General features: G+C 61.9%; 15 protein-coding genes and 1 pseudogene. 13 read left to right on the forward strand and 3 right to left on the reverse strand.

The features are described 5' to 3' along the window. The 8 genes and pseudogenes from QIW53_RS19880 to QIW53_RS19915 form a co-directional block, all read left to right on the forward strand. A pseudogene (locus QIW53_RS19880) lies at window positions 1-261 on the forward strand (hypothetical protein); the annotation flags it as partial. Between the two features lie 220 nt (window positions 262-481). Beyond that, entirely contained in the window at window positions 482-913 is a 432-nt protein-coding gene (locus QIW53_RS19885) for a hypothetical protein (protein ID WP_371051336.1), read from the forward strand. 84 nt (window positions 914-997) lie between these two features. Continuing rightward, window positions 998-1,549 (forward strand): NAD(P)-dependent oxidoreductase, encoded by a 552-nt coding sequence (locus QIW53_RS19890; protein WP_371051337.1) that lies wholly within the window; start codon window positions 998-1,000, stop codon window positions 1,547-1,549. A 112-nt stretch (window positions 1,550-1,661) separates the two neighbouring features. Next, window positions 1,662-2,816, forward strand: coding sequence for a MalY/PatB family protein (locus QIW53_RS19895; RefSeq protein ID WP_371051338.1), 1,155 nt, complete (start codon window positions 1,662-1,664; stop codon window positions 2,814-2,816). 225 nt (window positions 2,817-3,041) lie between these two features. Further along, window positions 3,042-3,899 carry a glucose 1-dehydrogenase gene (locus tag QIW53_RS19900; protein ID WP_371051339.1) on the forward strand — a complete coding sequence of 286 codons (858 nt, stop codon included), beginning with the start codon at window positions 3,042-3,044 and terminating at the stop codon, window positions 3,897-3,899. Window positions 3,900-4,025: 126 nt separating this feature from the next. Then, complete coding sequence (locus QIW53_RS19905) at window positions 4,026-4,637, forward strand: Yip1 family protein (protein ID WP_192308055.1); 612 nt, start codon at window positions 4,026-4,028, stop codon at window positions 4,635-4,637. A gap of 33 nt (window positions 4,638-4,670) precedes the next feature. Continuing rightward, window positions 4,671-6,014 carry a cation:proton antiporter gene (locus QIW53_RS19910; protein WP_371051340.1) on the forward strand — a complete coding sequence of 448 codons (1,344 nt, stop codon included), beginning with the start codon at window positions 4,671-4,673 and terminating at the stop codon, window positions 6,012-6,014. A gap of 115 nt (window positions 6,015-6,129) precedes the next feature. Beyond that, complete coding sequence (locus QIW53_RS19915) at window positions 6,130-6,423, forward strand: hypothetical protein (protein ID WP_371051341.1); 294 nt, start codon at window positions 6,130-6,132, stop codon at window positions 6,421-6,423. Between the two features lie 147 nt (window positions 6,424-6,570). Here QIW53_RS19915 and QIW53_RS19920 read toward each other — a convergent pair whose 3' ends face one another. The 3 genes from QIW53_RS19920 to QIW53_RS19930 form a co-directional block, all read right to left on the reverse strand. Next, a complete protein-coding gene (locus tag QIW53_RS19920) occupies window positions 6,571-8,490 on the reverse strand; it encodes a hybrid sensor histidine kinase/response regulator (RefSeq protein WP_371051342.1) in 1,920 nt (639 codons plus the stop codon). Between the two features lie 86 nt (window positions 8,491-8,576). Then, the gene (locus QIW53_RS19925; RefSeq protein ID WP_371051343.1) at window positions 8,577-10,865 is read right to left on the reverse strand and encodes an ATP-dependent DNA helicase; all 2,289 of its coding nucleotides are present in this window, start codon (window positions 10,863-10,865) and stop codon (window positions 8,577-8,579) included. Beyond that, complete coding sequence (locus QIW53_RS19930; RefSeq protein ID WP_371051344.1) at window positions 10,862-12,514, reverse strand: VRR-NUC domain-containing protein; 1,653 nt, start codon at window positions 12,512-12,514, stop codon at window positions 10,862-10,864. The genes QIW53_RS19925 and QIW53_RS19930 overlap by 4 nt, the downstream gene beginning before the upstream one ends. A gap of 224 nt (window positions 12,515-12,738) precedes the next feature. Between QIW53_RS19930 and QIW53_RS19935 the strand changes: the two genes are divergently transcribed. The 5 genes from QIW53_RS19935 to efeO (QIW53_RS19955) all read left to right on the forward strand — a co-directional run bounded on the left by QIW53_RS19935 (window position 12,739) and on the right by efeO (QIW53_RS19955) (window position 17,476). Further along, window positions 12,739-12,963: a YgdI/YgdR family lipoprotein gene (locus QIW53_RS19935; protein WP_371051345.1), complete on the forward strand. Its 225-nt coding sequence runs from the start codon at window positions 12,739-12,741 to the stop codon at window positions 12,961-12,963. A gap of 181 nt (window positions 12,964-13,144) precedes the next feature. After that, window positions 13,145-13,990, forward strand: coding sequence for an iron uptake transporter permease EfeU (gene efeU / locus QIW53_RS19940; RefSeq protein WP_371051346.1), 846 nt, complete (start codon window positions 13,145-13,147; stop codon window positions 13,988-13,990). A gap of 111 nt (window positions 13,991-14,101) precedes the next feature. After that, a complete protein-coding gene (gene efeO / locus QIW53_RS19945) occupies window positions 14,102-15,301 on the forward strand; it encodes an iron uptake system protein EfeO (RefSeq protein ID WP_371051347.1) in 1,200 nt (399 codons plus the stop codon). Window positions 15,302-15,317: 16 nt separating this feature from the next. Next, a complete protein-coding gene (gene efeB, locus QIW53_RS19950; RefSeq protein ID WP_371051348.1) occupies window positions 15,318-16,616 on the forward strand; it encodes an iron uptake transporter deferrochelatase/peroxidase subunit in 1,299 nt (432 codons plus the stop codon). A gap of 35 nt (window positions 16,617-16,651) precedes the next feature. Continuing rightward, entirely contained in the window at window positions 16,652-17,476 is an 825-nt protein-coding gene (gene efeO / locus QIW53_RS19955; RefSeq protein WP_371051349.1) for an iron uptake system protein EfeO, read from the forward strand. Window positions 17,477-17,652 lie beyond the last annotated feature (176 nt).

A 17,652-nucleotide genomic window follows, 5' to 3' on the forward strand; every position in this document is an offset into this window, starting at 1 on the left:
GCCAACAGACTCGCCGCTGACGGCGCAGACAAGGTCGGGGCCAACAGACTCGCCGCTGACGGCGCAGACAAGGTCGGGGCCAACAGACTCGCCGCTGACGGCGCAGACAAGGTCGGGGCCAACAGACTCGCCGCTGACGGCGCCGATCATGTCGGCGCGGCTCGTCTCGCGTACTCCCGCAACGGCATAGGTTCGGATCGGGTCGCCTCCGCGCTCATGGACGAAGGCAGCTACACCGACCAGTTTAACGACGCCCAGTAAACGGACGCGCTCCACGCGTCTTTTCGGCCCGAAACCGCCGTCCCGGCGACGGCGGTTTCCCGAGTTTTTGTATCTGTTTGTATATGAACCCTGAACAGATACGCAGACCTCGATTTCAAAGTGTTCAAGCACACATCGACGATACACCCGAGCGTTTAACTGTGTTCACCGGATAGCAGCAGCTACCGACTCACTGAACTCAAACGCACGGAGCATCACCATGATCAACTTCCCGAAAGTTTCCTCTCTCGTTCTCGGTCTGGCACTGATCGGCGGCCTGGGCCTGTCAAACCTGGCCTCGGCCAACAGCACAAGCTTCGCCGCGCCCAGCCAGGCCCAGCCGCTTCTGGTGGAAGGTGGTGCGGACCGTCTGCAGGAATTGCGTGAGCGTGTAGCCGAGGGCGGTTCCGATCGCCTGATCGAACGCCGGGTGGCCGAAGGTGGTGCGGATCGACTGCAGGAATTGCGTGAACGTGTTGCCGAAGGCGGCTCCGATCGCCTGATCGAGCGCCGTGTGGCCGAAGGTGGTGCGGACCGCCTGCAGGAATTGCGTGAACGGTTCGCACAGGCCAACTCGGGCAACACCCTGCAAAAAGGCGTGCTCGTCGCGGAGAACCGTGCCGAATTCGGTTCGAAATATCAGCGCTACTGATAGCCGCCTGACCCGCGACACCTCAAGCCCGGAATTCCGGGCTTTGTTTTGGCGCTACAGCGCGCAGAAAAGGGAACACAGCTCATGAAAATCGGTTTTCTCGGTTTGGGCAGAATGGGACAGGCGATTGCCACCCGGCTGTTGAAAAGCGGCCACGACCTTTGGGTGTGGAATCGCTCCCCGCACGCGACGCACCCCATGCTGGGGCTTGGCGCGAAGGCCGTCGACACGGCGCAACAGGCCTTCGACGCCGATGTGGTGTTCAGCATACTCGCGGACGAGACGGCCCTGCGCGCGGTGCTGCTTGACTGCGGATTGCTGGCACGGCTGACCGGCCCGCTCATCCACATCAATCTGTCCACCGTCTCCATCACCTTCGCCGACGAGCTGGCGGCCTTGCATGCGGCGCAAGGCATCGATTACATCGCCGCACCGGTATTGGGTGGTCCCGACGCGGCAATGGCCGGCCAGCTCAACATTTTGGTCGCCGGACCCGACACTGCCATCGATCGTGTACAAACGCTGCTCGACCTGCTTGCTCGCAACACCTGGCGCATCGGCAAAAAAGCCTCGAGCGCCAACGCCATGAAACTGGCCACCCTCCACCTGCAGAAGGCGACCGCGCCGGGTCAGTGAGGCGTGAACAGCTTCTTGCCTGCGCGCAGCCCCTTAAACACCGCCCTCGCCCCCGCAAACATTGGCGCTTATCATGTCTGCCGAATCCCTCCCGGCCCTTTATGAGATAAGCATGACTTTCGATTTTGATCAGGTGTTCGATCGCCACCACACCGGCAGCACCAAGTGGAGCCGCTACCCGGCCGATGTGTTGCCGATGTGGGTCGCCGACATGGATTTCGCCGCGCCGCCGGTGGTCATCCAGGCCCTGCAAAAACGCCTGCAACACCCCTTGCTCGGTTACAGCGTGGCCCAGGATGACTTGCGCGACGCCATCGTCGCCGACCTGTGGAACAAGTACGCCTGGCGCGTCGAGCCACAGGAACTGATTTTCCTGCCGGGCGTGGAGTCCGGTTTCAACATGGCGCTGAAGGCGCTGGTGCACGCGCCCCAGAACGTGGTCGTGCAGGTCCCCAACTATCCGCCGCTGCGCCACGCGCCGAGCCACTGGGGGCTGAACAAGGTCGAGCTGAACTTCGACGCCCAGGCCGATGGCACTTACCGCACACCGCTGGACACCCTGCGTCAGTCACTGGCCGGTGGTGGTGCCTTGCTGCTGAGCAACCCGCACAACCCGCTGGGCAAAGCCTTCCCCCGGGAAGAACTGCAAGCGGTGGCCGATATCTGCCTGGCGCAGGACGCCTGGATCATATCCGACGAGATTCACGCCGAATTGTGCTTCGACGGGCGTCGGCACATTCCAACCGCATCGCTGGGGCCGGATGTCGCCCGACGCACCATTACCCTGATGTCGGCGAGCAAGGCCTACAACATCGCCGGCCTGAAAACCTCGTTCATGATCATCCAGGACCGTGCCCTGCGTGAGCGGGTCAACCATGCCCGGTGTGGCATGGTCGACAGCGTCAACCCGCTGGGCATGGAGGCTACCCGTGTGGCTTACGCCGAGGGCGCACCGTGGCTGGCCGGGTTGCGGGGCTACCTGCAAGCCAACCGTGATTATCTGGTCGAAGCCGTTCGCACCCGCCTGCCGGGCATCAGCATGAACGTACCGCAAAGCACTTACCTGGCCTGGCTCGATTGCTCGGCACTGGGGCTGGAGAACCCGCAGCGGTTCTTCCTCGAACAGGCCAAGGTTGGCCTTAGCCCTGGCCTGGACTTCGGCGATGACCATCAGCAGTTCGTGCGCCTGAACTTCGGTTGCCCACGCGCCTTGCTGGAAGAAGGCATTGCGCGGATGGAACGCAGTTTGATCGAACGTCAGCGCTGACAGGACACTGAAATCCATTTGTAGGAGCTGGCTTGCCAGCGATGGCGGTGCATCAGTCAACATTGCAGTTGAATGTGAATCCGCTATCGCTGGCAAGCCAGCTGCCACAGGTTCTTGATTGATCCTTCGAGGTGGATTACAACCCGTCATCAATCCAACCGAACTCAACGCAAAAGCGCCGGGTCCACCCCTGTGACTCTTTCACGATGAGAACGGAGATTTCTTATGACCGACTATCCCAAACCGCCCTTCAAGAAACAGGCTCAGCCGGTCCCCGGCAGCCAGAAGAAGATGGACCCGTACCCTGACTGCGGCGAACAAAGCTATAAAGGCTCGGGGCGCCTGCAGGGCAAGATTGCACTGATCACCGGTGCCGACAGTGGTATCGGTCGCGCCGTCGCCATCGCCTTCGCCCGTGAAGGCGCCGACGTCGCGATTGCCTACCTCAATGAACACGAAGACGCGCAGGAAACCGCACGCTGGGTCGAACAGGCCGGGCGCCAGAGCCTGCTGCTGCCCGGGGACATCGCGCAAAAGGCCCAGTGCCAGGCCCTCGTCGACAAGACCGTCGAGCGTTTTGGCCGCATCGACGTCCTCGTCAACAACGCCGCGTACCAGATGACCCATGAAAACTTCGAGGACATTCCCGATGAGGAATGGGTGATGACCTTCGACGTCAATATCACCGCCATTTTCCGCATCTGCCAGGCCGCGTTGAAACACATGAAGCCCGGCAGCTCGATCATCAACACCAGCTCGGTGAATTCGGACATGCCCAAGCCGACCCTGCTGCCCTACGCCACCACCAAGGGGGCGATAGCCAACTTCACCGCCGGGCTGGGGCAGATGCTCGGCGAGAAAAACATCCGGGTGAACTGCGTGGCGCCGGGGCCGATCTGGACGCCGCTGATCGTCTCGACCATGACGGATGAGGAAGTGCAGAACTTTGGCGGGCAAACCCCGTTGGGGCGACCGGGTCAACCGGTCGAGGTGGCGCCGATCTACGTGCTGCTGGCCTCGGACGAGGCCAGCTACATCACCGGTCAACGCTACGGCATCACCGGCGGCAAGCCGATGCTGTAACTCACCGTGTCGCTGCGGGTTTCCGGCAGCGGCACCCTCGTCGAGAAAAACTGAACCCCTGACAAACCCTGCCCCTCAATAGCTTTAAGGGCCCCAACGCGGGCCGCTCCCCTTCAGGAGGTTGTCATGTCCGCCCCTCTCGTCAAACTGTTTACCCAGCCGAATTTCGCCTGGACGGATATCCGCAAGGAGGAGGAAGCGCATCCGCGCCACTACCTCGCTCATTTGCTGTTGCTCGCCCTGATCCCCGCCGTGTGCCTGTTCATTGGCACAACCTACGTCGGCTGGAGCCTGGCCGAGAATGAAACGGTGAAACTCAGCAGCGCCAGCGCTCTGCAACTATGCGTGCTGCTGTACGTGACCATCGTCGCCGGCGTGGCGCTGATGGGGCTGTTCATCCGCTGGATGTCGCGTACGTTCGAGGCACGTCCCACGCTCAACCAGTGCATCGGATTTGCCGCCTACACCGTGACCCCGTTCTTCATCGCAGGTTTTGCCGGCCTTTACCCGAGCCGCTGGCTGGCGATCATCGTGCTGGGCGCCGCCTCGGTGTACTCGACCTTTCTGTTGTTCGTCGGGCTACCGACCTTCATGCATGAGCGCAAGGAACAGGGGCTGTTGAACGCTGCCTGTGTCTGGGGTGTCGGCCTGCTGGTGCTGGTGACGATCCTGGTCGAAATGATCCTGGTGTGGTTCAACGTCCTGTCGCCGGAGTATCTGCGCGCAACAGTGGGTTAAGCCTCCGATCCCGGCCTCGGGCGAGTACAGCGCATGAGCTTCATTCATTGGGTGGCGGTGCTCGGGGCGGTGCTGTTGACGCTGGCGTTGACCTCGTCGTACTTGCGCTGGATGCCGGTTACCACATCGGCAGTGTGCCTGGTGCTGGGCGTCGCCATCGGACCTGCGGCGCTCGGGTTTTTGCAATTGAACCTGGACGACGCCAGCACCTGGATGGAGCACCTGACGGAAGTCGCGGTGCTCTTTTCTTTATTCGTCTGCGGTTTGAAGCTGCGTTCCCCCTTCAGGAACAAGAACTGGCGCATTGCTGTGAGTCTGGCCGGCCCAGTGATGCTGTTGACCATCGCCGGCACAGGGTTGCTGCTGCATTACGGCTTTGAACTGCCCTGGGGCGTCGCGGTGCTGATTGGTTCGATCCTGGCACCCACCGACCCGGTGCTCGCCGCGCTGGTGCAGGTCAACGACGCGCGGGATGACGACAGCGTGCGCTTCGGGCTCTCCGGAGAAGCCGGTCTCAATGACGGCATCGCTTTCCCGTTCGTGATCCTCGGTCTATTGCTGATGCGCCAGGACGACAACCCCGGCTTTCTTGGCGACTGGGCGCTGCAAAGCGTACTGTGGGCCGTTCCCGCCGGTCTGCTGATCGGTTACGGCATGGGGCGCGGTATCGGACGCCTGACCCTGGCGCTACGGATCCGGAACGAGGACAGCACCCTCTCACCCAACGACTACCTGGCCCTCGCCTTGATCGCACTGGCGTACGTCGGCGCCGAGGCGCTGCATGGCTACGGCTTTCTGTCGGTGTTTGCCGCCGGCCTTGGCCTGCGCCATGAGGAGGTCAACTCCACTGGCGACGATGAGCTGCCCGCCGAGCATCTGGTCCAGCCGGTGGTCGGCCACCAGAACGTGGAACCGCAACATGCCGTGCACGGTGATACCCGGCGCATGGAAGACAGTCAGGTGGCCGCCGGCATCATGATGGGTGACATGCTCGCTTTCGGCGGTCTGGTGGAGCGGGCCATGGAGGTGTTCCTGGTCACCTTGCTCGGTGTCGTGCTGATTGCGCACTGGGATTGGCGCGCACTGTGGATCGGCGCCGCACTGTTTTGCCTGATAAGGCCGCTGAGCGTCGCCGCCCTGCCCTGGCGCCGCCTGCTGAACGGTCGTCAGCGCCTGCTGATCGGCTGGTTCGGCATTCGCGGCATCGGCAGCCTGTACTACCTGTTTTATGCCTTGAACCATGGCTTGGCGCCTTCGATTGCCGCGCTTTGCACCGACCTGACCTTGTCGGTGGTCGCGCTGAGTATCCTCATCCATGGTTTCAGCACGCAACCGCTCCTGGCGTGGTACGAACGGCGTAAAGAGCAAATTCCTTGATTGGATCTCTGCAACTTTCCGTCATGAGTCATCAACTTTTCCTGTTCATAAATTTGAAATCCTGGAGACCCGGGACGGGTCACAGGTTTAATTCCCCCAGATTCAGGTGCCGGTCATGATCCAGTATTCCACCCGCGATGAAATCAAGGCCTGCCGGGCCTTCGCCCTGGAGCGCAACCACCAGATGTTCGAAGAAGCCCAGGCGCTGAGCCGCAGCGCCTTCGAACTGCTTGAGGCTGGCGATCTGGACGGCGAGCTGTTTGATCGGTATCAGGCCCTGCGCAGAAAAGCCGACTTGAAATTCGCCGAGGCCATCGAACACTTGCGCGTGCTCAACGAGAACTTTCCTCCGATACACAGGGTGGCCAGCGTGCCCAGCGAATCGATCAGGCATCCATCGATCGCCTGAACACCCGGTTAACCTGTAGGAGCGAGCATGTCGAGGCGTCGAACCGTCGCGATGGTGGCGCAGACACCGCGTGGTATCAGACATACCGTGTCCATCGCGAGCATGCTCGCTCCTACAGGTTAATCGGGGGTCGCCATTGCCCCGTGTTCATTTCAGGGTGGAGGCGATGATCTCGATCAGGTTCAGTTGAGTGAATGGCTTGGACAGGCGCGGCAACTGGAGTGCGAAACCCTCCAGCCGTTCGGCGTAGCCGGTGGCGAGTATGATCGGCAGGTTCGGTCGGATCGAACGGATGGTCTGCGCCAGCTGGGCACCGTTCATGTGCGGCATGGCCATGTCGGTAATCACCAGGTCAATGGCCTTCTCGTGGTCGAACACCTCCAGCGCCTGCGCCCCGGACACGGCACTGAGCACCCGATGCCCCAGGTCTTCAAGCAACAGGCAGGTACTGGTCAGCACCAGGCTGTCGTCGTCCACCACCAGCACGCACAGACGGGACACGCCCGGTACGGATTCTTCCTGAACGGACGGCGCCACCGCCCCCTGTGTGGCCACCGGTATCCACAATTCGGCCGTGGTGCCGTGGTCCTTGCGGCTTTTCAGGATAAAGCGGCCACCCAGTTGCTCGATGTAACCGTGAACCATCGACAACCCCAGCCCCGTACCTTTACCAACGCCCTTGGTGGTGAAGAACGGGTCCATCGCCTGGGCCAGGGTCATGTCATCCATGCCCTCCCCGGTGTCACTGATACTGAGGCAGACGAAATGCCCGGTCAGCGGAGCCAGCGGTGGGTGATCCTTGGCATTTTCCGCTCTGGCGCTGACCTCGATCCTGCCGCCATGGGGCATGGCATCGCGGGCGTTGGTCACCAGATTGAGGATGGCCAGCTCCAACTGGTTGATGTCGGCCAGCACCGCCTCGACTTCCGGGGGGAAACGGGTTTCCAGCACCACCGACGGCCCGAGGGAGCTGCGCAACAGGCTGCTGATGCCTTCCACCAGGCCGGGAATGTCGACGGGCTCGGTCTTGAGTTCCTGGCGCCTGGCGAACGCCAGCATGCGCTGGGTCAGCGAAACCCCGCGCAAGGCGCCCTGCGTGGCGTTATCCAGCAAGCGAGTGAGTTTCGAATCGCCGTCCACCCGTTTGCGGACAATTTCCAGATTGCCCAGGATCACCGTCAACAGGTTGTTGAAGTCATGGGCAATGCCGCCGCTGAGTTGACCAATGGCCTGCATTTTCTGCGCCTGGAACAGGGCTTCGCGGGTTTTCTCCAGGGTTTGCTGGGCGACTGTCGCTTCGGTGATGTCCCGAGTGATCTTGGCGAAGCCGAGTAACGTGCCGGTGTCACCCCAGATCGGGTCGACCACCACGTGCGCCATGAAACGCGTGCCGTCCTTGCGCAACCGCCATCCCTTGTTCTCGAAGCGCCCTTCATGGATGGCAATGCTCAGCGTGCGCTGCGGTTCGCCGGCATCGCGATCTTCCGGCGTGTAGAACATCGAGAAATGCTCGCCGATTACCTCGAGGGGTGAGTAGCCCTTGATGCGCTGGGCGCCGGCATTCCAGTTGGTCACCCGCCCATTCGGATCCAGCATGTAGATCGCGTAATCCGTGACGCTTTGCACCAGCAGGCGAAACTGCTGTTCACTTTGCTTGAGGACTTCCTCGGCCATCTTGCGTTCGGTCAGGTCCCGGGTGATCTTGGCGAACCCCAGCAGTTGACCACTTGGTTCGTAGATCGGGTCAATCACCACGTGACACCAGAACCGCGAGCCGTCCTTGCGCACCCGCCAACCTTCGCCCTCAAAACGTCCTTCACAGGTGGCCGTGTCCAGCGCTCGCTGGGGGAGCCCTTTGAAGCGGTCCTCCTCGGTGTAGAACTGCGAAAAGTGTCGACCGAGAATTTCCGCTTCTTCATAGCCCTTGAAGCGCCTGGCGCCGGCGTTCCAACTGATGATGACGCCGTCGGGATCAATCATGTAGATCGCATAATCAATCACCGCATCGATCAACAGGCGAAAACGCCCGTCTTCGATGGCGCGGGTCTGGGGTCGATGTTCTTTCATTGCGCGCTCACGCCAGGTGGTTTTGCTGAAGTATGGGACAAACGGAAAAATTGGACAGCTGGAAATCGTATCCGCAACCGCCCGGTTCAGCCTGAAGCCAACGGCGCAGCTCCCGAGGTGTCATCCACCGACCACCAGCGGGGCAGCAATTGCCTGACCTTGTTTTCGCCAAACCGGTCATCGATCAACATCACCACGCCACTGTCTTGCTGGGTGCGTATCACCCGTCCCGCCGCCTGCACCACCTTTTGCACGCCGGGATACAGGTAGGTGTAGTCATAACCGGCACCGAAAATGGCCGCCATCCGGTGTTTGAGTTGTTCATTGACCGGGTTGAGCTGGGCCAGACCCAGGGTCGCGATGAACGCGCCGATCAGCCGCGCCCCCGGCAGATCGATGCCTTCGCCAAAGGCCCCGCCCAGCACGGCGAAGCCGATGCCCTGGCCGTCAGCGCTGAACTGATCGAGAAACGCCTGGCGTTGTCCTTCGGCCATGCCCCGCGATTGAGACCAGAGCGGGATGTGGGGATGGGTTTCGGCCAGCAATTGAGCCACCTGCTGCAAGTAGTCGAAACTGCTGAAAAACGCCAGGTAGTTGCCCGGTCGCTCGCTGAATTGTCGGGCGATCAGCGCCACGATCGGCGCCAGGGACGACTGTCGATGGACGAAACGGGTGGAGATCTGGCTGACGATGCTCACTTGCAACTGACCGGCATGGAACGGCGACTCGACATCGATCCATACCGTATTGGCCGGCGTGCCGAGCAGATCAGCGTAGTAATGCCGGGGGCTCAAGGTGGCCGAGAACAGCACGGTGCTGCGCGCCGCCGTCAGGCGCGGGCCAATGAAACCGGCGGGCACCACGTTGCGCAGGCACAGCTGTGACAACGGCCGCTTGCGATCGAGGTCGCGCTTGCTGATGTCGAACAGGTACTGCTCGTCGAAGAGTTCGGCCACCCGGCAGAACTGCAGCAGGTCGAAATAGAAGTTCTGCAGGGCGCTGTCCAGGCCCTGCGGGTGATCGTTGAGGTAATCGCCGATGCTGGCGCCACAGGAAAACAGGGCCTGGAGCAGTTTTTCCGGAGGTTTGTCATAGGCCTGATAGGGCGCCAATTGCAGGTTATGCAGGGTATTCCATTCCCGATTGACCCGCTGCAAGGGTTTCTTCAACGGCTCCGGCGCAGTTTTGCGCACGCCATTGAGGGTCGCCTGGTCGAGGCTGGCGCTGTACATCTGCCGCCCGCGTTCCACCAGGTTGTGCGCTTCGTCGACCAGCACGGAGACGTTCCACTGGTTGGCCTGGGCCAGCCCGAACAGCAGCGCACTGAAATCGAAATAGTAGTTGTAGTCGGCGACCACCACGTCGGCCCAGCGCGCCATTTCCTGGCTCAGGTAATAGGGGCAGATCTCGTGCTCCAGGGCCACCTCACGCAGGCCAGCCTGGTCGAGCAGCCGCCGCTGGCTGGCCGCCTGGCGTGCGGCGGGCAAGCGGTCGTAGAACCCCTGGGCCAACGGACAGGATTCGCCGTGGCAAGCCTTGTCCGGATGCTCGCAGGCCTTGTCCCGGGCGATCATTTCCAGCACCCGCAGCGGTGGAGAACTGGCGCTGTCGAGAATCACCTGCGCGGCATCGAGCGCCAGCTTGCGGCCCGGGGTCTTCGCTGTCAGGAACAACACCTTGTCCAGTTGCTGCGGTGCCAGGGCCTTGAGCATCGGGAACAGCGTGCCGACGGTCTTGCCAATGCCGGTCGGCGCCTGGGCCATGAGGCACCGGCCCGTGCTGACGGCCTTGAACACCGACTCCGCCAGATGCCGCTGCCCCGGGCGAAACCCGACATGGGGAAACGCCAGGCCTTGCGCCGCCTCGTTGCGTGCCTGGCGATGGGTCATTTCCTGTTCGGCCCAGTCCAGGAACAAGTCGCAATGGTGCTCGAAGAACCCTTTCAGTGTTTCGGCGCTGAAGGCCTCCACCAGGCAGGTTTCCCTTTCGCTGGTGATGTCGAAGTACACCAGCGCCACATTGATCTGCGCCAGGTCGAGTTTCCGGCACATCAGCCAGCCGTAGACCTTGGCCTGTGCCCAGTGCAGTTGCCGATGGTTGGCCGGCTGCCGGCTCAGTTCGCCGCGGTAGGTTTTGACTTCTTCGAGGCAGTTTTGCGTCGGGTCGTAGCCGTCCGCCCTGCCCCTGACCTTCAACGTCCGGTACAGGCCCTCCAGCGCGACTTCGCTCTGATAGCCGTCACTGCGCCGGGACGCGACCGTGCGGTGGCCTGCGATGCCTTCCAGCGCGGTCGGCGATGGCGTGAAACGCAGGTCGAGGTCACCGGCCTTGGCGGTGAACTCGCACAATGCGCGCACGGCAATGCTGTAGCTCAAGCGCTCTGCTCCGCCCATTGCACATAACACACGGCAATGGGCATCTGGTGTTCATGGCAGAAGTCGAGCCAGCGCAACTGGTTGTCCTGCAGGCGATCGCCGGGGCCTTTGACTTCGATCATGCGATAGGTCTTGTCCTGCGGCCAGAACTGGATCAGGTCCGGCATGCCCGCACGGTTGGCCTTGATGTCCAGCAACAATCGGGTGAACCAGTGCTTGAGGTGCTCGGCCGGCAGGCAATCGAGGGCCTGTTCGAGCAGTTCGCCACTCAGCGCGCCCCAAAAGACAAAGGGCGATTGCACGTTCCATTTGCTGGCGTAACGTTCGCGGATCGTTTGCCGGTAGCGCCCGTCATCGAGCTCGGCAAAACAGGCCTGGAACAGCTCCGCCCGCCGCGCATGGAAATCCTCGTAGTGCAGATCCACAGGCCCACGCTGGAACGGGTGAAAAAAGGCGCCCGGCAACGGCGCGAAGATGGCCGGCCAGCACAGCAGGCCAAACAGCGAGTTGATCAGGCTGTTTTCAACGTAATGCACCGGCGCCGATTCCTGCGCCAGATGCGCCTGAACGTAAAATTCCACAGACAGTTCGGGATCGATCCTGGGCAGTTGCAGGTCCAGTCGCTGCATGGCCCTGGGCGGCGGCCGTTTATTCGGCGGGCCACCCAGCTTGCGGCGCAACCTTGGCATGACCCGCAGCAACTGCTGTTGCTCGGCAGCACTCTGGGGCGCTTGCTCGGCAACCGTGGCCAGGTCCATCGCCAGTTGATACTCACCGCACCGTTCCAGCACCCGAATCATCCGCCCGCGCGCACCGGGCCAGTCGCAGTCGCGGTAAATGCCCAGCGCATTGGCGAAATCGGCCACGCGTTCACAGTGCTGACCGATCTGGAACAGTAACTTCGCGCGGCGCTTGTGCAGCCAGGGATTGCTCAATGTCAGTCCGTTGATCTGCGCAACGACCGTTTCCAGCGCAGCACCGGCTTCCAGATCCTGCTGGTACTGATGCAGCAACAGGCAGGCATCCACGTCGTCGCGGCTGCGCAAACCACGGGATTCGGCGCAGAACTCGACCTTTTCATAGTTGAAGATCCCGAGGTCGGCCAACACGAACTCCGACCAGTCCTGATACAGATTGCCGAAAAACATCAAGCGCAAGCGCTCGCACAGGCCCATGATGGTCAGGCTGAACAAGCGGTCCTGCAGTGCCCCGCACCATTGGCTGAACGCCAGCGCCTGGGGGTACTGCTCGCCCAGTGCCGGCAACCAGTCGGTCTTCCTGCCTTTGGGTTGCTCGATGGCGGCGCCGAAGCATTGCACGATTTCCGCCTTGAGCAGCACCTCGAACAGGGTTTCCAGGGTCAGCGGCGCCTGCTCGTCGATCCAGCCCAGCGCCAGCAACGGGCCTGCGGCGGCGGCGATGTCGCCGATCTCGAGGTAACGCAGCTTGCTCGCGCGAAAATGAATGCCCTTGCGCATCACCAACCGCACCAGCAATGCGCGTGACTCACGGGGCAGCCGACTGAAATCGCGAATGAACGCCTGCTCGTCGACACTCAGCACATCGGCATAACGTTGATCCAGCCAATCAAGCACTTGCGTGAAATTGTTCAGGTAGTAGAACGAATCGTCTAAAGGATTTTGGGTCACGGGAAAACACGGCCATGGCGGGCAATACTGGTTATGCGTACAGATACCAGCAACCACCCATGCGGTGCAAATGGAAAAGGATCAGCGGCGAGGGTCGGGCGGTTTTTTTCCCGGTCGGTCGAACTTTCTGCCGATCCACCGAACCAACCGCGTTAGAAGCTTAACGGTGGTGACCGTGCTCATCTCGTCACCACCTCATCGCAGATGAATATCGAGAGGTGCTCATGAACATCAAGAATCCGGGTCTGGCCCTGATCGTCGCCGCTTTCCTGGCCCTGGCCGGTTGCTCGACACCGACCGTGGTGACCCTGCAGAACGGCACCCAGTATTTGACCAAGGACATGCCTGACACCGACACCGCAGACGGTTTTTACGAGTTCGAGGACATTTCCGGTGCCAAGGTCAGGGTCAAGGCGGATGAGGTAGCGAACGTCCGCAAGGAAGACTGAATCTTTGCCGAACCCGCTCCCGGAGAGATACTGCCGCAGCTCATGGCCTCAGCGATCACTGGGCAGCTGGATATTCAGGGTTGTTCAGCTTAGGTTCAGGTAAATGTCAATGATTGCCATATGGGAATGAGTGTCATTATGTTACAACTTAGCACCCTATCTATTGCAGACGCGGTGCTGAATGCTCGTTCCCTTTTTGATCATGTTGCGCGAGGGCATTGAAGCCGCGTTGATTGTCGGCATCATTGCCAGTTATCTCAAGCAAACCGGTCGCGGCCAGTGGATGCCTGCGGTGTGGATCGGCGTATTTCTCGCCGCCGCGCTGGCGCTGCTGGTGGGTGGCGGCCTGGAACTGGTCAGCGCTGAATTCCCGCAGAAACAACAGGAGCTGTTCGAAGGCCTGGTCGGCCTGGTGGCCGTCGGCATCCTCAGTTCCATGGTGTTCTGGATGCGCAAGGTGGCGCGCTCCATCAAGCATTCGCTGCACGTCTCCCTCGATCATGCACTGGCCGGCTCCCGGCACCAGGTCACCGCGTTGATTGCGATGGTGTTCTTCGCCGTGGCTCGCGAAGGCCTGGAAACCGTGTTTTTCCTGCTGGCGGTGTTTCAACAGAGCGAAGGCCCGGGCGCGCCCATCGGTGCTCTGCTCGGCCTGATCCTGGCCATCATCGTCGGTTTCCTGATCTACAGCGGCAGCATGCGCCTGAACCTCTCGGCGTTCTTCCGCTGGACCGGGCTGTTCATCCTGGTCGTCGCCGCCGGCATTCTCGCCAACTCGGTGCAGGCCCTGCATGAAGCCGGGATCTGGAATCACCTGCAAACCGTCCTCTTCGACTTCAGCACCGCCCTGCCCATGGACAGCCCCCTGGGCTCGGTGCTGGCCGGCATGTTCGGTTATCAGGAAGCACCGACCGTAAGCACCCTGGGCGCCTATGTGATTTATCTGGTGGTGGCGTTGGTGATGTTTTTTCTTCCCGCCCCGCCCCCCTGTAGGAGCGCGCTTGCTCGCGATGGTCGTCAACGCTGACGCTGGCTGTCTGGCACCCAGCGGTGCCTGAGCCTCCATCGCGAGCATGCTCGCTCCTACCGTTCGGGCGATGTTGTATTCGGATTTTCATGTCAGTCAGTAAGGGCCTCCATGCCAAGTCAAACTCCACCTCAAGCCTCCCCTCCCCGTGCGCTGCGCTGGGCGGTGGCCGGTTCGGTGATCGTGATGATCGCCGCCGGCGGCCTGTTCTACTACGCCTCGAAGATGGCGGCGGCCAAGCGTCAGCCCCACCATGACGAAGTGCTGGTGACCATTCACCCGCACAGTTGCGAGCCGAACGCCCTGACGGTGCCGGCCGGCCGCGCCAGTTTCCGCATCGTCAACCGTTCGGACCGGGCCGTTGAATGGGAGATCCTCGACGGCGTGCTGGTGGTCGAGGAGCGGGAAAACATCGCCCCGGGCCTGAGCCAGGTGATCAACGCCAACCTGTTGCCCGGCGATTACGCGATCACCTGCGGTTTGCTGAGCAATCCGCGTGGCACCTTGCATGTCACGCCCACTGCCGCCTCCGATGCCGCCGCCAAAGCCAAGCCGTCGATGGTCGCCTTCGTCGGGCCGTTGTCGGAGTTCCGTGTGTACCTGAGCAGTCAGGGTACGGCGCTGATCAAAGCGGTCACTGCGCTGGAACAAGCCATCCAGGCCGGTGACCTGGCCCAGGCCCAGGCCTTGTATGTCCCGGCCCGCGTGGCGTATCAGCGCCTTGCCCCAGCGGCGCAACGGCTGGCCGAACTCGACAACCGGATCAATGCGCGCGCCGATTACTTCGAGAAACGCGAGCAGGATCCGGGCTTCAGTGGCTTCCATCGCCTGGAATTCGCGCTGTTCCATCAACGCAGCCTTGACGGCCTGGCCCCGGCAGCCCAGCAATTGCTCGCCGACGTCACCGCGCTCAAGCAGCAACTGCTGGCCCAATCGCTGCCCCCGGAACAACTGGTCAGCATCGTGCTGCGCAATCTCGACAACCTGGGCGACGTACGCGCCACCAGCGGCGAAGAGGAACGCTACAGCCACAGCGACCTCAACGGTTTCGCCGGCAATCTCGACGCCGCCCGCAAAGTGCTCGACCTGTTGCGCCCGTTGCTGGCCAAGTCCGCCGCCGACCTGCTGCCGCCCCTCGACAACGCGCTGGCCGGCCTCGACGCCGAACTCGATCGGTTCAAGGCCAAGGGCGGTTACGCCAGCTACGACAGTGTCAGCGCCGAGCAACGTCAACAGATCGCCGACAAGGCCAAGGCATTGGCCCACGCACTCGATGCCATCGATCCCGCCCTTGGCCTCTCCGGCCTGTAAGAGAAGACTTTTTCAGATGAACGATTCAGAGACATTCGACCTGCAACGTCGCCGGGTATTGATGGGCATGGGCGCCGCCGGTGTTGCCCTTGCCGGCTCGGCGTTGAGTTGCCCGGCCATGGCCGCCAGCCCTGCGCAAGTCACGGAAGCGCCCAGCAGCGACCGCACCGAAGACCACCACGATTTCCAGGGCCTGCATCAGAGCGGCATCGTCACACCGCGCCCGGCGTCCGGCATGCTGGTGTCTTTCGACGTGCTGGCCAGCGACCGCGACGACCTGGAGCGACTGTTTCGCACGCTAAACGAACGCATCGCGTTCCTGATGAAGGGCGGCCCGGTGGCCCAGGTCGATCCGAAGCTGCCGCCGGTGGATTCGGGCATTCTCGGCCCGGTGGTCACACCGGACAACCTGACCATCACCGTGTCCGTGGGCGACTCGCTGTTCGATGAGCGTTTCGGCCTGGCCGCCGCCAAGCCTAAACGCCTGATGCGCATGGTCGGTTTTCCCAACGACGCGCTGGAACCCGACTGCTGCCACGGCGACCTGAGCCTGCAATTTTGCGCCAACACCGCCGACACCAACATCCATGCCCTGCGCGACATTGTGAAAAACCTGCCGGACCTGTTGCTGGTGCGCTGGAAACAGGAAGGCAGCGTGCCGCCGCAAGCCCCCGTCAAACCCGGGGTACCAGCCCAGAGTGCGCGCAACTTCCTCGGTTTTCGCGACGGCTCGGCCAACCCGGACTCCAACGACGGCAAGACCATGGACCGCATCGTCTGGGTGCAGCCGGGCACCGACGAACCGGCCTGGGCCGCGCACGGCAGCTATCAGGCCGTGCGGATCATCCGCAACTTCGTCGAACGCTGGGACCGCACCCCATTGCAGGAGCAGGAAAGCATTCTGGGGCGTGTCAAAACCACGGGCGCGCCCATGGGTGGCACCCATGAAACCCAGGTGCCGGACTACGCCAAAGACCCCGAAGGCAAGCTGACCAAGCTCGATGCACACATCCGCCTGGCCAACCCGCGCACGGCCGCCAGCCAGGCCAACCTGATCCTGCGCCGGCCCTTCAACTACTCCAATGGCGTGAACAGGAATGGGCAGCTGGACATGGGCCTGCTGTTCATCTGCTACCAGGCCGACCTGGAAAAAGGCTTCATCACCGTGCAAACCCGACTCAACGGCGAGCCGCTGGAGGAATACCTCAAGCCGGTCGGCGGTGGGTATTTCTTCACCCTGCCGGGTGTCACGGGCGACCAGGACTTCATTGGCCGCTCGCTGCTGCAAGCCACACAACCGACAAAAACCGCGTGAACCGCACTGCACACAAACTCCTACGGAGCCGCCCCATGAAAAAATCGCCACTCGCTGTATTGCTGACCCTTGGCTTGCTCAACACCCCGTTTTCGGCTTTCGCGGCGACGGCGCCGCTGGAACTGGTGGGACCGATCTCGGACTACAAGATCTACGTCACCGAGCAATTGGACGAACTGGCCAGCCACACCCAACAGTTCACCGACGCGGTGAAAAAAGGTGATCTGGCCACCGCGCAGAAGCTCTACGCGCCGACCCGGGTGTACTACGAGTCGATCGAGCCGATTGCCGAACTCTTCAGTGACCTCGACGCCTCCATCGACTCCCGTGTCGATGACCACGAGAAAGGTGTGAAGGCTGAGGATTTCACCGGTTTCCACCGCATCGAATACTCGCTGTTCTCCGAAAAGAGCACCCAGGGCCTGGGCGAATTGGCCGACGGTTTGAACAAGGATGTCCAGGACCTGCAAACCCGTGTCGCCGGCCTGACCTTCCCGCCGGAAAAAGTGGTGGGTGGCGCGGCGGCGCTGCTGGAAGAAGTGGCGGCGACCAAGATATCCGGCGAGGAAGATCGCTACAGCCACACCGATCTCTATGACTTCCAGGGCAACATCGATGGGGCGAAGAAGATCGTCGACCTGTTCCGTCCCCAGATCGAGAAGCAGGACGCGGCGTTCATCGCCAAGGTCGACAAGAATTTCGCCACGGTGAACAAGACCCTGGCCAAGTACCGGACCCGCGACGGTGGTTTCGAAACCTACGACAAGGTGAAGGAAAACGATCGCAAGGCGCTGGTCGGGCCGGTGAATACCTTGGCCGAAGACCTGTCGACGCTGCGGGGCAAGCTGGGTCTGAACTGAGTTTCGCCTCCGCCCCCCGTTCCCTGTGGGAGCGAGCCTGCTCGCGATGGAGGCTCAGACACCGCTGAGTGTCAGGCAGCCAGCGTTATCGTTGACGACCATCGCGGACAAGTCCGCTCCTACAGATGACCGTATTTCCCTGTAGGCGCGAGCCTGCTCGCGATGGGGCCAGCAGC

Source organism: Pseudomonas fluorescens (genome assembly GCF_041354075.1).
In the GTDB taxonomy this organism is placed as follows: domain Bacteria; phylum Pseudomonadota; class Gammaproteobacteria; order Pseudomonadales; family Pseudomonadaceae; genus Aquipseudomonas; species Aquipseudomonas fluorescens_CE.